The following is a 14453-nucleotide window of genomic DNA, read 5'->3' as shown; positions in this document are numbered from 1 at the left end:
CCCCCAGCGCAGCTCCGCCGCCCCCACTCCACCGAGGTGAACCCATGAAGACGAGGTATCAGCGTCATGTGATTGTCGCGGCGGGCGCCATGCTCGCCATCACGGCCGCGGTGGTCGTGAGGAGCCGGGAGCCCAGGCCCGCGGTCCTGGCCACGAGCGGCAGTGGAGGGGATGGCCTCGTCCCGCCTCCCTATCCCGTGTTCCCGCGAGGCAATGCCCTGCTCACGCCCCTCGCCGAGTCCAGCGACGAGGCCCAGGCCTTCCTGAACTTCTACACGAAGCAGCTGGGCGTTCAGCTGCCCAGGATCCAGAGCGGCGACCTCGTCAAGCTGCCGCCCCGGAACCTGGACATCGCGCACAACGGACTGAACCTCGGCAGCCAGAGCTTCAACTCCTCCCTGGTGTGCCAGTCCTGCCATGACTCGGATTGGAAGGCCCAGGGCAGCGACCTGCCGGAGATGGCGTTCTGGCAGCAGCCCACGGTCAACACCCTCTGGCCGAGCGGTGGCGCGGACCCCAAGAACCTGCTGTCCGCCAACTGGTCCCCGTTCGGAGACTGGAGCGCCTCCATCAAGGCCCTGGCGGGCAGGGACCCGGTCTTCCTCGCCCAGGTGGAGACGACCCGTTCGCTGTCTCCGCACCAGCCCTATCAGGTGGACCAGCTCTGTCTGCGATGCCATTCCCCCCTGGCGGAGCGCCAGGCCCTGGCCAACAACGCTCCGTTCGACCACTTCACCCTCTACGCGACGCCCGAGGCAGCCCCCTACAAGAACCCGTTCCCCTCGGAGGCCGCGGCGGATTCGCGATACGCGACCTACGGCGCGCTGGCCCGGGACGGACTCTCCTGCGCCGTCTGTCATTCCATGGCGCCGAAGGAGGGCCAGCCCTGGAGTGGCGCCGACTACGGCTTCTTCTATGGCTCCGACGGAGACCTCTTCGGCGCGGAGGTCTCGGACCGGCTGGTCAGCACGGAGGAGAAGAAGACGCTCACGCCGCCGTCCTTCCCCTTCACCTCCTCCATGAACCTGCACCCCGGCGCCATCCTCGGGCCTGACTTCGGCCTCAACGCGAAGCCCATGGCCGCGGCGGGGGTGAGCCTGGAGACCGCGGCGCACGTGGACGGACACAGCTACCTGCGCGACTCCATGGTCTGCGGCGCCTGCCACGTCGTAATCCTGCCCAAGGTGCCCACCAACTACCGGCCGGGCATGCCCATCTCCGAAGCGAGCGAAGGCTACGAGCGCCCCGCGAGCTGCGACGCCAGCAAGACGACCTTCGACGCCAAGGGCGACTTCACGAAGGACCCCTGCGTCGCGCTCGCCTACGAGCAGACCACCTACTTCGAGTGGCTCAACAGCGGCTACCCCGACTCCAAGACGACGTGCCAGGGCTGCCACATGCCGCTCACCACGCCGTCATCCCCGCACGACAACCGCGTGTACGTGGCGCAGTACAACGACGACCTGGATCCCTTCTACCGGGGCAGCCCGCCCCCGGTGGCGCGCGAATACAACCGGCACACGCTGCTGGGCATCAACCTGTTCGTCCACGAGATGTTCCAGCAGTTCCCGGACGTGCTCGGGCTGGACTTCTACCTGTCCAAGGACTCACGCATCCCGCCCTATCTCCAATCCCCGGACATCCTGAACCGCACGCCCAACCTCGTCCCCAATCCGGGCGCCGAGGATGGCAATACGGCGGGCTGGAGCGAGCACAGCGCCATCGCCGCCGTCCAGAAGCTCCCGGCAGAGCAGGGACGCTCCATCCACCCGAGCCACGGCCGCTACTTCTTCCAGCTCCGTGAAGGCAGCGCGACGCTGAGCATCGACCTCAGCCGCTACCAGGACGCCCTCCAGAAGGGAGGCGACAAGACGACCCTCCTCTGGGGCGCCACCGCCTGGTGCGACCAGCTCTCGTGCGGAGAGCTCGTCGTGCGCACCTTCAACGCGCAAGGAGTCGCGGCGTCCACGACACCTCCGCTCGCGGTCGACCCGGGACAGTCGAGGTGGCAGGCGCGTCAGGTGACCACGCCCCTGGGCGCGGACATCCGGCGGCTGGAGCTTGGCTTCACCGGCCGGAGCGGCGAGGTGCTCCTCCTGGATGACCTCTTCCTCGCCCTGCGCTTCCCGGATGGCACCGTCGCACCGCTGACGGATGCCAGCCGCAACTACGTGGTCGCGCAGAACCTGCTCAACGCCGAGCAGTCCATCCTGGACCTCGCGTACAGCACGGCCCAGGGCTCCTACAATCCGCAGCTCCCCGCCGTGCAGATCTCCCTGGGGAACCTGTCCACCGACAACGGCACGCTGAGCGTCCCCGTCACGCTCATCAACAACGCGGGGCACAAGTTCCCCAGCGGCGCGGGCTTCCGCCGGGCGTTCATCCAGTTCGAGGTCCTGGACGCATCCGGCAAGGCGCTCTGGGCGTCGGGTCAACCCAACGCGCAAGGCGCCATCTGCAATGGCCCCTGCAATGCCAATGGCGACAACATCCTCATCAGCGAGTTCTCGGCCGACCCCGGCCAGCTCCAGCCGCACTTCCAGACCCTCCAGCGGCAGGACCAGGTTCAAATCTACGAGGTCCGCGTCATGGACGACGTCAAGAAGGTCACCAGCCTGGAGCTCCAGCAGTTCAAGGACCTGAAGGACAACCGGATCCTCCCCGCGGGCTGGAAGCCGCCGGGCCTGCGCAAGTCCGGCGAGCTTCAGCTGGGTCTGGACCTCTCCCAGCTGGCGCGGATCACCATGCCCCTGAGCGAGGTGCAGGGAACCCAGCCAGGCATTGAGAGTGATCCGGACTACCCCAGCGACAGCCATCCCCGGGAGGCCGAGGGCGAAGACACGCTCGTGTACCAGGTCCCCCTGGCGGAGATTCCTTCCTGGGCCTCCATCCGGGTCCGGCTGAACTACCAGAGCATTCCTCCGGGCTATCTGGGCGCGCGGTTCAAGGACGCGCTCCAGGGAAACCAGCAGCCGGGGCCCGCGATGAGCCGGCTCATCTACATGAGCAGCCACCTCAACACGAAGACGTCCATTCAGGGCCAGACCTACGGCGCAACCCAGCCCACGGAGGTCATGAACAACTGGTCCATGGTCCTGGGTGAGGCCCGAGTCACGAAGCGCTGAAACAAAGCGGCCACCGGCTCAAGAGCCGGTGGCCGCTTTCACTCCTCAAGGCTCAGCGGAAGACGGTGGTGTGGGAGCCGAGCACGATGCCGCGCTTGCCTGCCAGCGCCTTGCTCCGCTCGGGAGTCATCCCCAGCTGCTCCGGCGTGAAGAGCCGGCCGTAGAGCCGGTGGTCGGAAGAGACGAACGGGAGGACCCGGACCGTGATGGACATCCCCGGAAGCGGGGCGTGGTTGTTGGACCAATACGAATAGTCGATGGTCGTCTTGTAGTTGGCCGGCACGAGGCAGTCGATTCCGGTGTGCCAGTTGCGGTTGCCATCCTGGTCCGGGAGCGTCTCGGGCACCGTGGTCTTCCCCAGGCTGATGAGCGGCGAAGGCCCCGGAGTCCCGGCCGAGAAGGCGACGCTCGCCCCCGCGGGGACGTTCACGCACTTGATGTCGAAGGTCACCATCGCGGTGGAGGAGCCCTGATCGAAGTTGATGCCCTTGGTGGTGTAGTCCGGCTTGTTGGCATCCACGATGGTGACGTTGCGCCAGCCGAACCCCGGGTTGTCCAGGACGAACTCCGTCAGCTGGTCCATGTTGCCCACGGCCGTGGTGGGAACAGGGTTCGGGTGCGCCGTGGTGGAGACGCGGGAGATGAGGCAGTAGTGGTCCGGGGTGGGGGCGCGCCAGACGAACGGGTTGTCCGTCACGGCGATCTTGCCGCTGTCGGCCTTGATGATGTTCTTGTTCCCGTTGTCGACGTTCTTGTCGCTGGTCTGCAACTCATTGTTCGCCCACAGGTAGGGGTACAAGAGCAGACTCGCCGGCACGGCATACAGCGACACGCTCCCGGACTGGGCGGCTCCCGCCAGGTTCTTGGCGCGCAGGTAGATGTAGTTGTCGCCGTCGTGGATCAGGTTCTGCCCCACGTCCGAGCTGTAGTTCCCGGCGAAGAAATCCGCCGGATTGAGCGTGGGGCTGAGGCCCTGGGGAATGATGTCCGGCGATTGATAGGCAATGGTGTTCTTCGGCTCGTTCCCGAAGGTGCGCTCACCGGTGTCGCCGGTGTTCACACGGAAGAACAAGTCATTGTACTGGGTCATGGAGGTCTACCTTGGCTTGGGGGACGTTCCCCGTGAGGCGTGGCTCGCAGGGCTGCGGCCCTGCAAGTGCAGCCTCAATGCCAAGGATGTTCGTGCCCCAACTGGCTGGAACCATTCGGGCGGCCCGGCGAAGCGGTGGGCCCTCCCCACGACCCTGACGTGGCAGGCCCGGTGTCTGACGTGTCAGACCGAATGCCGTCAGAGCGTGACGGCCATCTCCACGTCCGCGACGGAAGCAGGGGCCATGGCGCTCACGCGGTGGCGGCGGCCGCGGCGGGCTTCTTGCGCAGGAAGAGCACGAAGATGAGCGCCACGATGCTGATGCCCACCAGCGTAATCAGCCCGTCCGCCGCGATGGTGGCGCGCGTGCCGATGCCGCGGAACTCCGACGCGTGCCCGTCCAGCGCCGTCGTGTAGCTGATGGCGAAGTTGGAGGCCGCCACGAAGAGCGAGTACTTCGTCGTCACCGCCGCGCCGTCGCTCACCATCTCCAGCACCATGCCGGCGAACGCCGCGAAGCCCGCGCCGTTCGCGAAGCTGTACGCGAGCGAACCCCAGATGTACGTGCTCGTCGTCATGGGCCCCGCCGCCATGGCGAACGCGGCCATCGCCGTGGCCCCGCCCATCAGCGCGTACGCGAGCTTGCGGTTCATCCGGTCCGACAGCCAGCCGCCCAGCAGCGAGCCCACCGCGCCGGTGACGGCCATGCCCGGCCCGTTCACCATCTCCACCGTGTGCTCCGGCACCTGGTACGCGCCCGCCATCGCGCTGAAGAGGTTGCTGAGCGCGCCGCAGCTCACCGGCGCCAGGCAGAGCACCAGCATGATGAGCCCGTCTCGGCTGAAGGCCGTCTTCACCAGGTCCATCACGATGCTCCTCACCCGGTCCACCGCCGCCTTGAACAGCGGCCCGGTGGGCGTGGTGGCGGGGTCGTGCCGCTCGGTGATCCAGAAGATGCCCGCGCCGCTCGCCAGCACGAGCGTGGCCAGCACGATGCCCGCCACCTGCCGGGAGAACTGGGTCGCCAGGAAGATGGCCAGCGCGCCCATCATCGCGGTGGAGCCCACGTTGCCCGCCATCTGCCAGCCGCCCGTGCGCCCCTTGTCGGACGGCTTGGACGTCGTGGCCATCAGCCCGTTGAGCGCCGCGTGCGCCGTCGTCGCCGCCGCCTGCAACGCCGTGAGCAGCAGCGTGAAGACGCCCAGGTGCCGCGCGGGCTCCGTGAACATCGCGCACGCCAGAATCAGCAGCGCGGTGAGCAGCGTGCTCACGCCGTACCAGACGCGGCGCCACGGCCCCAGGTCGATGAGCGGCACCCACAACAGCTTCCACGCATGCGGAGAGAACGCCGTGCCGGACAGCACGCCAATCTCCGCCAGCGGCATCCCGTCCTTCGCCAGCCAGTACGGCACCGCCGTCTGCAGGTAGCCCACCGCGGCGCCGAACTGCACCTCCAAGAGGCCGAACAGCGGGGGCCAGGCCCAGCGCGGTTCCTCGGCGGGAGCGGTGGCCGGAAGGGCGGTCTCTTGTTCAATCAAGGGCGACACCTACAGGGGAGGACAGGGGAGGGTGGGATTCTAGACACCTCCTGCGTCCTGCACAGCCCAACGCACCGCGCCGTCTCCTCGGAAGCACGGGGTGGGAGAGTCCCCTTCAACGGGGAGTCCTGGTCCGTGTCGGAAGCCGGGACTAGCTTGCCCGCGCTTTTCCCCCACAACCCCGAGGTCCCCCGATGACGTTGAAGACCCGACTGCTGGTCGTCTCCACGGCTGGCCTGTTCGCCGCCGCGCCCGCCGTGGCCAAGCCGCTGGATGGCGCCAGCACCGACGTGATGATCCAGGGCTTCCATTGGAACTCCGCCAGCGCGGGCGGGTGGTGGAACACGGTGAAGAACAACGCGGCCGCGGTGAAGGCCGCGGGCTTCACGATGATCTGGCTGCCGCCGCCGTCCGACGCGGCGTCCACGCAGGGCTACCTGCCCCGGCAGCTCAACGTGCTCAACTCCAGCTACGGCACGGAAGCGGAGCTCACCCAGGCGCTGGCCGCGCTCAACGCGCAGGGCGTGAAGCCCATCGCGGACATCGTGGTGAACCACCGCGTGGGCACCGCCAACTGGGCGGACTTCACCAACCCCACCTGGAGCGGCTGCAGCGCGGTGGCCGCGGGGGATGAATGGCCGAGCGCCTGCGGCAACGCGGACAGCGGCGAGGGCTACGCCGCGGCGCGCGACCTGGACCACTCGCAGGCGAACGTGCGCGCGGACCTGAAGACGTGGATGGGAACCCGCCTGAAGGGCGTGGGCTTCGCGGGCTGGCGGTTCGACTTCGTGAAGGGCTTCGCGGGCAGCTACGTGAAGGAGTACGTCACCGCGACGGACCCGTGGTTCTGCGTGGGTGAGTTCTGGCCCACGAACTACTTCGACGCGAACAACCCCAACAACTGGAAGCAGCAGATCACCAACTGGGTGGACGCGACCACGGGCACCTGCGCCGCGTTCGACTTCGCCACCAAGGGCCTGCTCAACGACGCGCTCACCAACAACAACTACGCGCGCCTGAAGGCGTCCGACGGCAAGCCCGCGGGCGGCATCGGCTGGTGGGCCAGCCGCCACGTCACCTTCGTGGACAACCACGACACGGGCCCCAGCGAGACGTGCGGCAACGGGCAGAACCACTGGCCGGTGCCGTGCACCAAGGTGATGCAGGGCTACGCCTACGTGCTCACCCACCCGGGCATCCCCACCGTCTACTGGGCGCACTACTTCAACTGGGGCCTGGGCAGCTCCATCAAGGCGCTGATGGACATCCGCAAGAACGCGGGCCTCACCTCTGAATCCACCGTCAGCATCCAGCGCGCGGAGAGCGGCCTGTACGCGGCCATCATCGGCGGCAAGGTGGCGGTGAAGCTGGGCAGCGGCTCCTGGACCCCCGGCACCGGCTGGACGCAGGCCGCCTCCGGCACGGACTACACCGTGTGGACCACCGGCACGCCCCCCACCGGCACCACCGCCAACGTGGAGTTCGTGTGCAACAACGGCACGACCGTGATGGGCCAGAACGTCTACGTCACCGGCAGCATCGCGGCGCTCGACTCGTGGAGCGCCACCACCACGAAGATTCTGAGCCCCACCGCGTACCCCACCTGGCGCGGCACCTACGCGCTGCCCGCGAACACCACCGTGCAGTGGAAGTGCCTCAAGCGCGACGGCAGCGGCAACGTCGTCTGGCAGGGCGGTAGCAACAACACCGTCACCACCCCGGCCGCCGGCGGCAGCATCACCGCCACCGCCAGCTTCTAAGACGCCGAGACAGGCGCCCCTGTCTCACGTTTCACCAGGGGCGCCTGTGTTTCATCTGTTGCTTGAGTTCCCGACTTCAAGCTGTCACAGGGAGCGTTTCACTCTGAGGGCGGGTTCCCCACCCGCCCTCCTTGAAGAGGTGGACGCGATGAAGCGTGGCACGGCAGTGCGAAGCGCGGTGGTGTGGATGTCCGCGGTGGGCCTGATGGGCGCCTGTGGCGGTCAGCCGGAGCAGACCCCGGCGAACGGCGACACGGTGACGACGGCGACGCAGTCACTGGTGCCGGCTCCGCCCACGCCGTTCGATTCCTTCCTCTACATCGCGGGCAACCTCTCCGTGGGCAGCGCCGTGACGGGGAACACCGGCGTGACTGCGAACTACGAGGGCTACAAGCTCACCGTCCCCGCGCACACGCAGGTGGCGCTGGAGGTGACACACCTGGGCACGGGCATGGGCGTGGACACCGGCCTGTACGTGTACGGCCCGAAGACGCAGTACGGCTGGGGCTTCATGCCGCGCTACGGGGACGACGACTCCGGCTACGGCGAGCTGAGCAAGCTTCCGCTCGCGACCCTCAACCAGCCGGGTGAGTACCTGGTGGTGGTGGGCTGGAGCAACGGCCTGGCCAAGAACTACCGCCTCCAGGCCTCCTGCGTGGGCGGCGCGTGCGTGCCGAACCCCACCCCGGCGCCGGCCAATGCCCCGGTGACGCTGAAGGCGTTCCCGCTCGACGGGGAGCTCAACGCGGTGCTCGGCGGGGGCAATGCGTACCGCGAGGACATGTACTCGTTCCTGGACCGGTATGACTTCGCGTGGCCGTACTCGACGCCCGCGTCGCTGGACGCCGCCGCGGCGGTGGTGCTCGCGCGCAGCGAGTACCGCGGCTACCGCAACGACCCGAACCCGGGCACGTACAGCTACGCGGCGTTCCTGCCGCGGATGTACAGCCAGTTCCAGCCGCTGCACCAGGCCATCCTCGACCACTACGGCGACAGCGGCGCGAACGCGCAGGTGAAGAGCTACTTCCGCGAGTTCAGCACCGGCCCCAACGGCGACAACTGGCGCACGCTCAACATCATCCTCCTGCCCGAGTCCCGCCACGTCCTGGTGTACGAGCAGACCGCCCACGAAATCTGACGCGCACGCAGTCCCTTGAAAACACCACCGCCCTCCTCTTCGCGAACCGGAAGGGGAGGGCGGTCTGTTTTCGAAGCGCTGGGCTTCGAAGCGTCAACTCACGGCGCGTGGGCCGGGGCCGGCTCGTGCGACGGGGGCGTCTCCTCCTCACCGCTGGAGCGCTTCGCGTCCCCGCGCACCTTCTGCATGAGGATGTAGAGGCCCGGGATGAAGATGAGGTTGACGATGGTGGACACCAGCATGCCGCCGAACACCGCGGTGCCCAGCGAGTTGCGCGCCGCCGCGCCCGCGCCGGACGCCGTCATCAGCGGCACCACGCCCAGGAGGAACGCGATGGACGTCATGAGGATGGGGCGCAGGCGGACTTCCGCCGCCGTCACCACCGCGTCCAGCGCGCTCTTGCCCTGCTCGCGCAGCTGCTCCGCGAACTCCACGATGAGGATGGCGTTCTTGGACGCGAGGCCCACGAGCATCACCAGGCCCACCTGGCAGAACACGTCGTTGGCGAAGCCGCGCGCCACCTGCAACCCCAGCGCGCCCATGATGGCCAGCGGCACGGACAGGATGATGACGAACGGGAGGCTGAAGGACTCGTACTGCGCCGCCAGCACCAGGAACACGAAGAGGATGCCCAGGGCGAAGATGATCAGCGTCTGGCCGCCGGACTCCTTCTGCTCCAGGCTGATGCCCGTCCATTCCGACGACATGCCCTGCGGCAGCACCTGCTGGGCCACCTGCTCCATGGCGTCCAGCGCTTGCCCTGACGACACGCCGGGCGCGCCCTGGCCGTTGATCTCCACGGAGCGGAACAGGTTGTAGTGCTTGATGACCTGCGCGGAGACGATGGGCGTCACCTTCACCAGCGACTCCAGCGGGATCATGTCGCCGGCGTCCGTGCGCGCGTAGAACGAGCCGATGTCCTGGGGGCTGTCGCGGAACTGCTGCTCGGCCTGGACGTACACGCGGTAGGTGCGGCTGGCGTAGTTGAAGTCGTTGACGTACTGGCTGCCCATGTAGAGCTGCATCACGCCGAAGATCTGCTCAATCGGCACGCCCAGCGCCTTGGCCTTCTGGCGGTCCACCTCCACGTCCAGGATGGGCGTGTTGGCGTTGAAGGGGGTGAAGACGCCGCGCAGGCGGCCCTCCTCGTTGCCCTTCTGCACCAGCTCCTGCGTGGCGTTGGCCAGGTCCTCCAGCGAGTGGTTGCCGGCGACGTCCTCCACGATGAACTGGAAGCCGCCCACGCTGCCCACGCCGCGGATGGCGGGGGGCTGGAAGGGGAGGACGCGCGCGCTGCCAATCTTGCCCAGCGGCCCGCGCAGCCGCTCCACCAGCGCGGCCACGGACTGATCCTTCCCCGTGCGCTCCTCCCACGGCTTCAGGGCCGTGAAGACGGTGGCGTAGTTGGAGCCGTTGCCGCTGGGGGAGAAGCCACCGATGGCGAACATCACGTTCACCTCCGGCTGGGCCTTGAGCACCGCCTCCACCTCCTGGAGCACCTTCTCCGTCTGGGTGAGGGACATCCCCTCCGGCCCCTGCACGGAGATGATGACGTAGCCCTGGTCCTCATCCGGGATGAAGCCTGTGGGCGCGGAGCGGAACAGCATCACCGTGATGCCGATGCAGGCGAGGAACGCCACCAGCACGATGAGCGGGTGCACCAGCAGCTTGCGCAGCCCCTTGCCGTACATGTCGCGCGTCCAGTCCAGCACCTGGTCCACCTTGCGGAAGAACACCCACTTGGGGCCGTGGTGGTGCTTGAGCAGCCGCGCGGACAGGGCGGGCGTGAGCGTCAGCGCGCAGAAGGTGGACAGGGCCACCGACGCGGCGATGGTGAGCGCGAACTGGCGGTAGATGGAGCCCGTGGTGCCCGGGAAGAGGGCCACCGGGATGAACACCGCCACCAGCACCACGGAGATGGCCACCACCGCGCCGGCCACCTCCTTCATGCCTTCGCGCGCCGCCTGGAACGCGTTGAGCCCGCGCTCCGCCATCAGGCGCTCGATGTTCTCGATGACCACGATGGCGTCATCCACCACGAGGCCCGTGGCCAGCGTGAGGCCGAAGAGCGTGAGCGTGTTGATGGAGAAGCCCATCATGTAGACGAACGCGAACGTGCCCACCAGCGACACCGGCAGGGTGAGCGCGGTGATGAGCACGCTGCGCCACCCGTGCAGGAACAGGAAGATGACCAGGATGACGAGCGCGATGGCTTCAATGAGGGTGTGGATCACCTCGTTGACGGAGGCGCGCACCGCGAGCGTGGTGTCCGTGCCGGTGCGGTACTCCAGGCCCGGGGGGAAGGACTGCGCCAGGCGGTCCAGCTCCTTGATGACGCCGTCGCGCACGTCCAGCGCGTTGGCGGTGGGCAGCTGGAAGATGGCCAGGCCCACGCCGGTGCGGCCGTTGAAGCGCAGCACGGTGCCGTAGTTCTCCGCGCCCAGCTCCACGCGGCCCACGTCCTTCACCGTGACGGCCTTGCCGTCGTTGTTGCGCATGAGCACGATGTCGCCGAACTCCTCCGGCTCCACCAGGCGGCCCCGGGCGCGCACGGCGATCTGGTACGGCTGCTCGTCGCTGGACGGCGGCTGGCCCACCTGGCCCGCGGCCACCTGGAGGTTCTGCTCCTGGAGCGCGCGCACCACGTCCTGCGGCGTCATGTTCCGGCGCGCCAGCTCGGACGGATCCAACCACAGGCGCATGGAGAACTTGCGCTCACCGAAGATGCGCACCTCGCCCACGCCGCGCACGCGCTTGATCGCGTCCTTGAGGTTCACGTCCGCGTAGTTGGAGAGGAACTTCGCGTCGTAGCGGTTGTCCGGGGAGGACAGGCCCACCGTCAGCAGCATCTGGCTGGAGGCCTTGTTCACCACGATGCCCGTCTGGTTCACCTGCGCGGGCAGGCGGGCCGCGGCGCGGCTCACGCGGTTCTGCACGTCCACCGCCGCCACCTCGATGTTGCGCGTGGGGGCGAAGGTGACGGTGATGGTGCTGGTGCCGTCGTTGCTGCTGGTGGAGGTGATGTAGCGCATGTCCTCCACGCCGTTGAGCTCCTGCTCCAACGGGATGGTGACGGCGGACTCCACCACCTCGGCGCTGGCGCCGACGTAGGTGCTGGTGACGGTGACCTGCGGCGGCGCCAGGTCCGGGTACTGCGCGATGGGCAGCGTCGGGATGGCGATGACGCCCACCAGCGTCAGGATGATGGAGCAGACGATGGCGAAGACAGGCCTGCGGATGAAGAAGTCGACGAACACGGTGTGGCGCCTCTCTGGATTCGCCTGCTAGCGGCTGCCGCCGGTGGTGCCGCCGCCGCCGGACGCGGTGCGGGGCGGCGGGGAGGACTCGTCGGTGTTCACGGTGACCTGCTTGGGGATGACGGGCATCCCGTCGCGCAGCGCATGCAGCGATGACACCGCGACGAGGTCGCCCTGCTTCAGGCCACCCTCCACCACGTAGGACATGTCGCCCAGCTGGCCCAGGGCCACCGGGCGGCGCTCCACCTGCGTCTTGCCGTCCTTCGTCTCCACCACCATGGCGAAGGGCTGGCCGCTCTGGCGCACCACCGCGAGCGCCGGAATCTGGAGCGCGTCCCGCGTGGAGTACACCAGCCGCGCCCGCAGCAGCTCACTGGGGCGCAGGCCCACCGTGTTGCGGAAGGCGGCCTTCACCTCCACCAGCTGCGTGCGCGGGTCCGTCTGCGGCGCCACGTAGAAGACGGTGCTGGAGAGGATGACCTTGCCCTGCTGATCCAACAGCTCCAGCTGGGTGTCCGGCTTGAGCGACCGCGCGCGGAACGCCGGCACGGACACGCTGACCTCCAGCACATCCGCCTGGGCCACGGACGTGAGCACCGTGGTGGCGCTCACGTAGTCACCCACGCGCACCACCACGTCACCCATGGTGCCCGCGAACGGCGCGCGCACCACGTGGAATTGCAGCTGCACCTGGCGCTGGGCCACCGCCGCGCCCGCCGCGCGCGCCGCGGCTTCCGCCGCCTTCACCGCCGCCTGGGCGCGCTCCAGCTCCTGCACGCTGGCCAGGCCCTCTCGGTTGAGGGACTCGGTGCGCGCGAGCGTGCGCTTCGCCAGCTCCAGCTCCACCGCGGAGGAGCTCTGCTGGGCCTGGGCGCTGTCCAGCGCCGCGGTCTCCTGGCGCGCGTCCACCTCAATCAGCGGCGCGCCGGCCTCCACCTTCTGGCCGGGCTTCACCAGGATCTTCCGGATGTAGCCGTTCACCTGCGGCAGCACGGACACGCTCTGCCGCGACAGCAGCGAGCCCAGGTACTCGCCGGTGTCCCGCACCTCGTGCGGCGCCAGCGCCACCACCTGCACCTCGCGCGGCGGAGGCGCGGCCTTCGCCTCCGGCTTGCCCGAGCACCCGGCCACGCCAGCCACCAGCGCCGCGCCCCACACCGTCTTCGTCATCAGCGCCTTCAGGGGGCGTACCCTCGTCACCAGTCGCACCGGGCCTCCGTCAGGAACGCGTCCAGGCGGGCCTGGACGAGCTCGAATTCCCTCAAAACCAAAGCGAGCTGGGCCTGGCGGAGGGCGGCTCCGCTCTGGACCAGCTCCAAGCTGCTACCGCGTCCCACCTCGAAGGCCCGGCGCGAGAGCCGGTCCGTCCGGTCCGCCAGCTCCAGGGACTCGGCGGCGGTCTTCAACAAGGCTTCGGCCACTTCCACTCCACGCCGCGCGCGGGAAACCTCCACGCTCACGTTGCGGCGGGTGGCCTCGGACGACTGGGCGGCCTGCTCTTCAATGCCTTTGCGCTCACGCACGAGGCCTTCGCGCTGGCCCCCCTCCCACAGGGGGACGGAGAGCACCGCGGACACGTTCCAGGTGGCGAAGCGGCCAAAGCCGGGGTCGGTGGTGAAACCCACCAGCGTGCTGCTCAGCCCCAGGGTGGGCAGGTAGCCGGCGGAGGCCTGACGGCGGCTCTCGCGGGCCGCGTCCACGTTCGCCCGCTGGGCGACCAGGTCCGGGCGGTGGGTCAGGTCCTGCAGTGGGGCGCACTGCTGGCGCGTCGCTTCCACCAGCCCGCCCAGGTTGAAGTCCGGGTTGACGCCCACGCCGTGGTCCTCGCCCAGGGACAGCCCCAGCGACTCCCGCGTCCGGCGCAGCTGCTCATCCCCGGCCACCAGCGTCTGCCGGGCCACCGCCACGTCCTGGCTCACGCGCACCACGTCCAGCTGCGTGCCGGCGCCCAGCTCGAACGAGCGCTGGGTGATGGCGTAGCGCTCCAGGGCCTGACGCAGGCCCACGCGGTTGATCTCCGCGGCGCGCTCGGCGGCCACCGTGGCCACCAGCACCTGCGCCAGCCCCTGGGTGAGGCGGCGCTGCACGTCCTGGAGGTTGGCCACGGACGCGGACTCGGAGGACTTCGCGGACGACAGGCCCCGCCATGCGCCCACATCGATGAGCGTCTGGGTGAGGGACGCGGACACCGTGCCCAGGGGCGCGCTGGGACCGCTGACCCCGGTGCCGGTGTTGGAGCCGCCCACGAAGCCGCCGCCCGCGGCGGAGGGCACGTCCGGGTGGAGCACGTCCACGCCCACGCCCGCGGTGGCCCGCGCGTTGGGCAGCAAAAGGCCCAGCGACTGGCGCCACCGGCCCTGCGCGCGCGTCACGCCGGCCTCCGCGTTGCGCAGGTCCGTGGAGCGCTGGCGCACGCGGGTGAGGGCGTCGTCCCACGTCTTCACCTGCTCCTGCGCGGGCGGGACGGGCGTGAGCATGGGGTCGTCCACCTTCGGCTGGAAGGGGACGGTGGCCGGCGCGGAGGCGGCGGCGCTGGCTTCAGGTG

At 68.9% G+C, this 14453-nt stretch carries 8 protein-coding genes; 3 read left to right on the top strand and 5 right to left on the bottom strand.

Going from position 1 to position 14453, the window contains the following annotated elements; genetic code table 11:
• Positions 1-44: 44 nt before the first annotated feature.
• Positions 45-3125 (top strand): hypothetical protein, encoded by a 3081-nt coding sequence (locus D7V80_RS35415; protein WP_147447321.1) that lies wholly within the window; start codon positions 45-47, stop codon positions 3123-3125.
• Positions 3126-3177: 52 nt separating this feature from the next.
• On the opposite strand, the gene D7V80_RS35410 is transcribed toward D7V80_RS35415, so the two are convergent.
• A complete protein-coding gene (locus tag D7V80_RS35410; RefSeq protein WP_014395569.1) occupies positions 3178-4215 on the bottom strand; it encodes a hypothetical protein in 1038 nt (345 codons plus the stop codon).
• Positions 4216-4466: 251 nt separating this feature from the next.
• Positions 4467-5762 (bottom strand): MFS transporter, encoded by a 1296-nt coding sequence (locus tag D7V80_RS35405; protein ID WP_233585960.1) that lies wholly within the window; start codon positions 5760-5762, stop codon positions 4467-4469.
• A gap of 185 nt (positions 5763-5947) precedes the next feature.
• Between D7V80_RS35405 and D7V80_RS35400 the strand changes: the two genes are divergently transcribed.
• Both D7V80_RS35400 and D7V80_RS35395 read left to right on the top strand, forming a co-directional pair.
• Entirely contained in the window at positions 5948-7513 is a 1566-nt protein-coding gene (locus D7V80_RS35400) for a glucan 1,4-alpha-maltotetraohydrolase domain-containing protein (RefSeq protein WP_120592293.1), read from the top strand.
• Positions 7514-7661: 148 nt separating this feature from the next.
• Positions 7662-8651 carry a hypothetical protein gene (locus D7V80_RS35395; protein WP_120592292.1) on the top strand — a complete coding sequence of 330 codons (990 nt, stop codon included), beginning with the start codon at positions 7662-7664 and terminating at the stop codon, positions 8649-8651.
• Between the two features lie 98 nt (positions 8652-8749).
• Here the strand turns inward: D7V80_RS35395 and D7V80_RS35390 are convergent, their stop codons facing one another.
• The 3 genes from D7V80_RS35390 to D7V80_RS35380 form a co-directional block, all read right to left on the bottom strand.
• Entirely contained in the window at positions 8750-11908 is a 3159-nt protein-coding gene (locus D7V80_RS35390) for an efflux RND transporter permease subunit (protein ID WP_120592291.1), read from the bottom strand.
• A 27-nt stretch (positions 11909-11935) separates the two neighbouring features.
• Complete coding sequence (locus D7V80_RS35385; protein ID WP_199738936.1) at positions 11936-13078, bottom strand: efflux RND transporter periplasmic adaptor subunit; 1143 nt, start codon at positions 13076-13078, stop codon at positions 11936-11938.
• Positions 13079-13104: 26 nt separating this feature from the next.
• Positions 13105-14453 (bottom strand): TolC family protein (locus tag D7V80_RS35380; protein ID WP_233585959.1); only part of this gene is annotated, 1349 nt, incomplete at its 5' end.

This window comes from Corallococcus sp. CA054B (assembly GCF_003611625.1).
GTDB classification, from domain to species: domain Bacteria; phylum Myxococcota; class Myxococcia; order Myxococcales; family Myxococcaceae; genus Corallococcus; species Corallococcus coralloides.
This window is presented reverse-complemented; position numbering and strand designations above follow the sequence as displayed.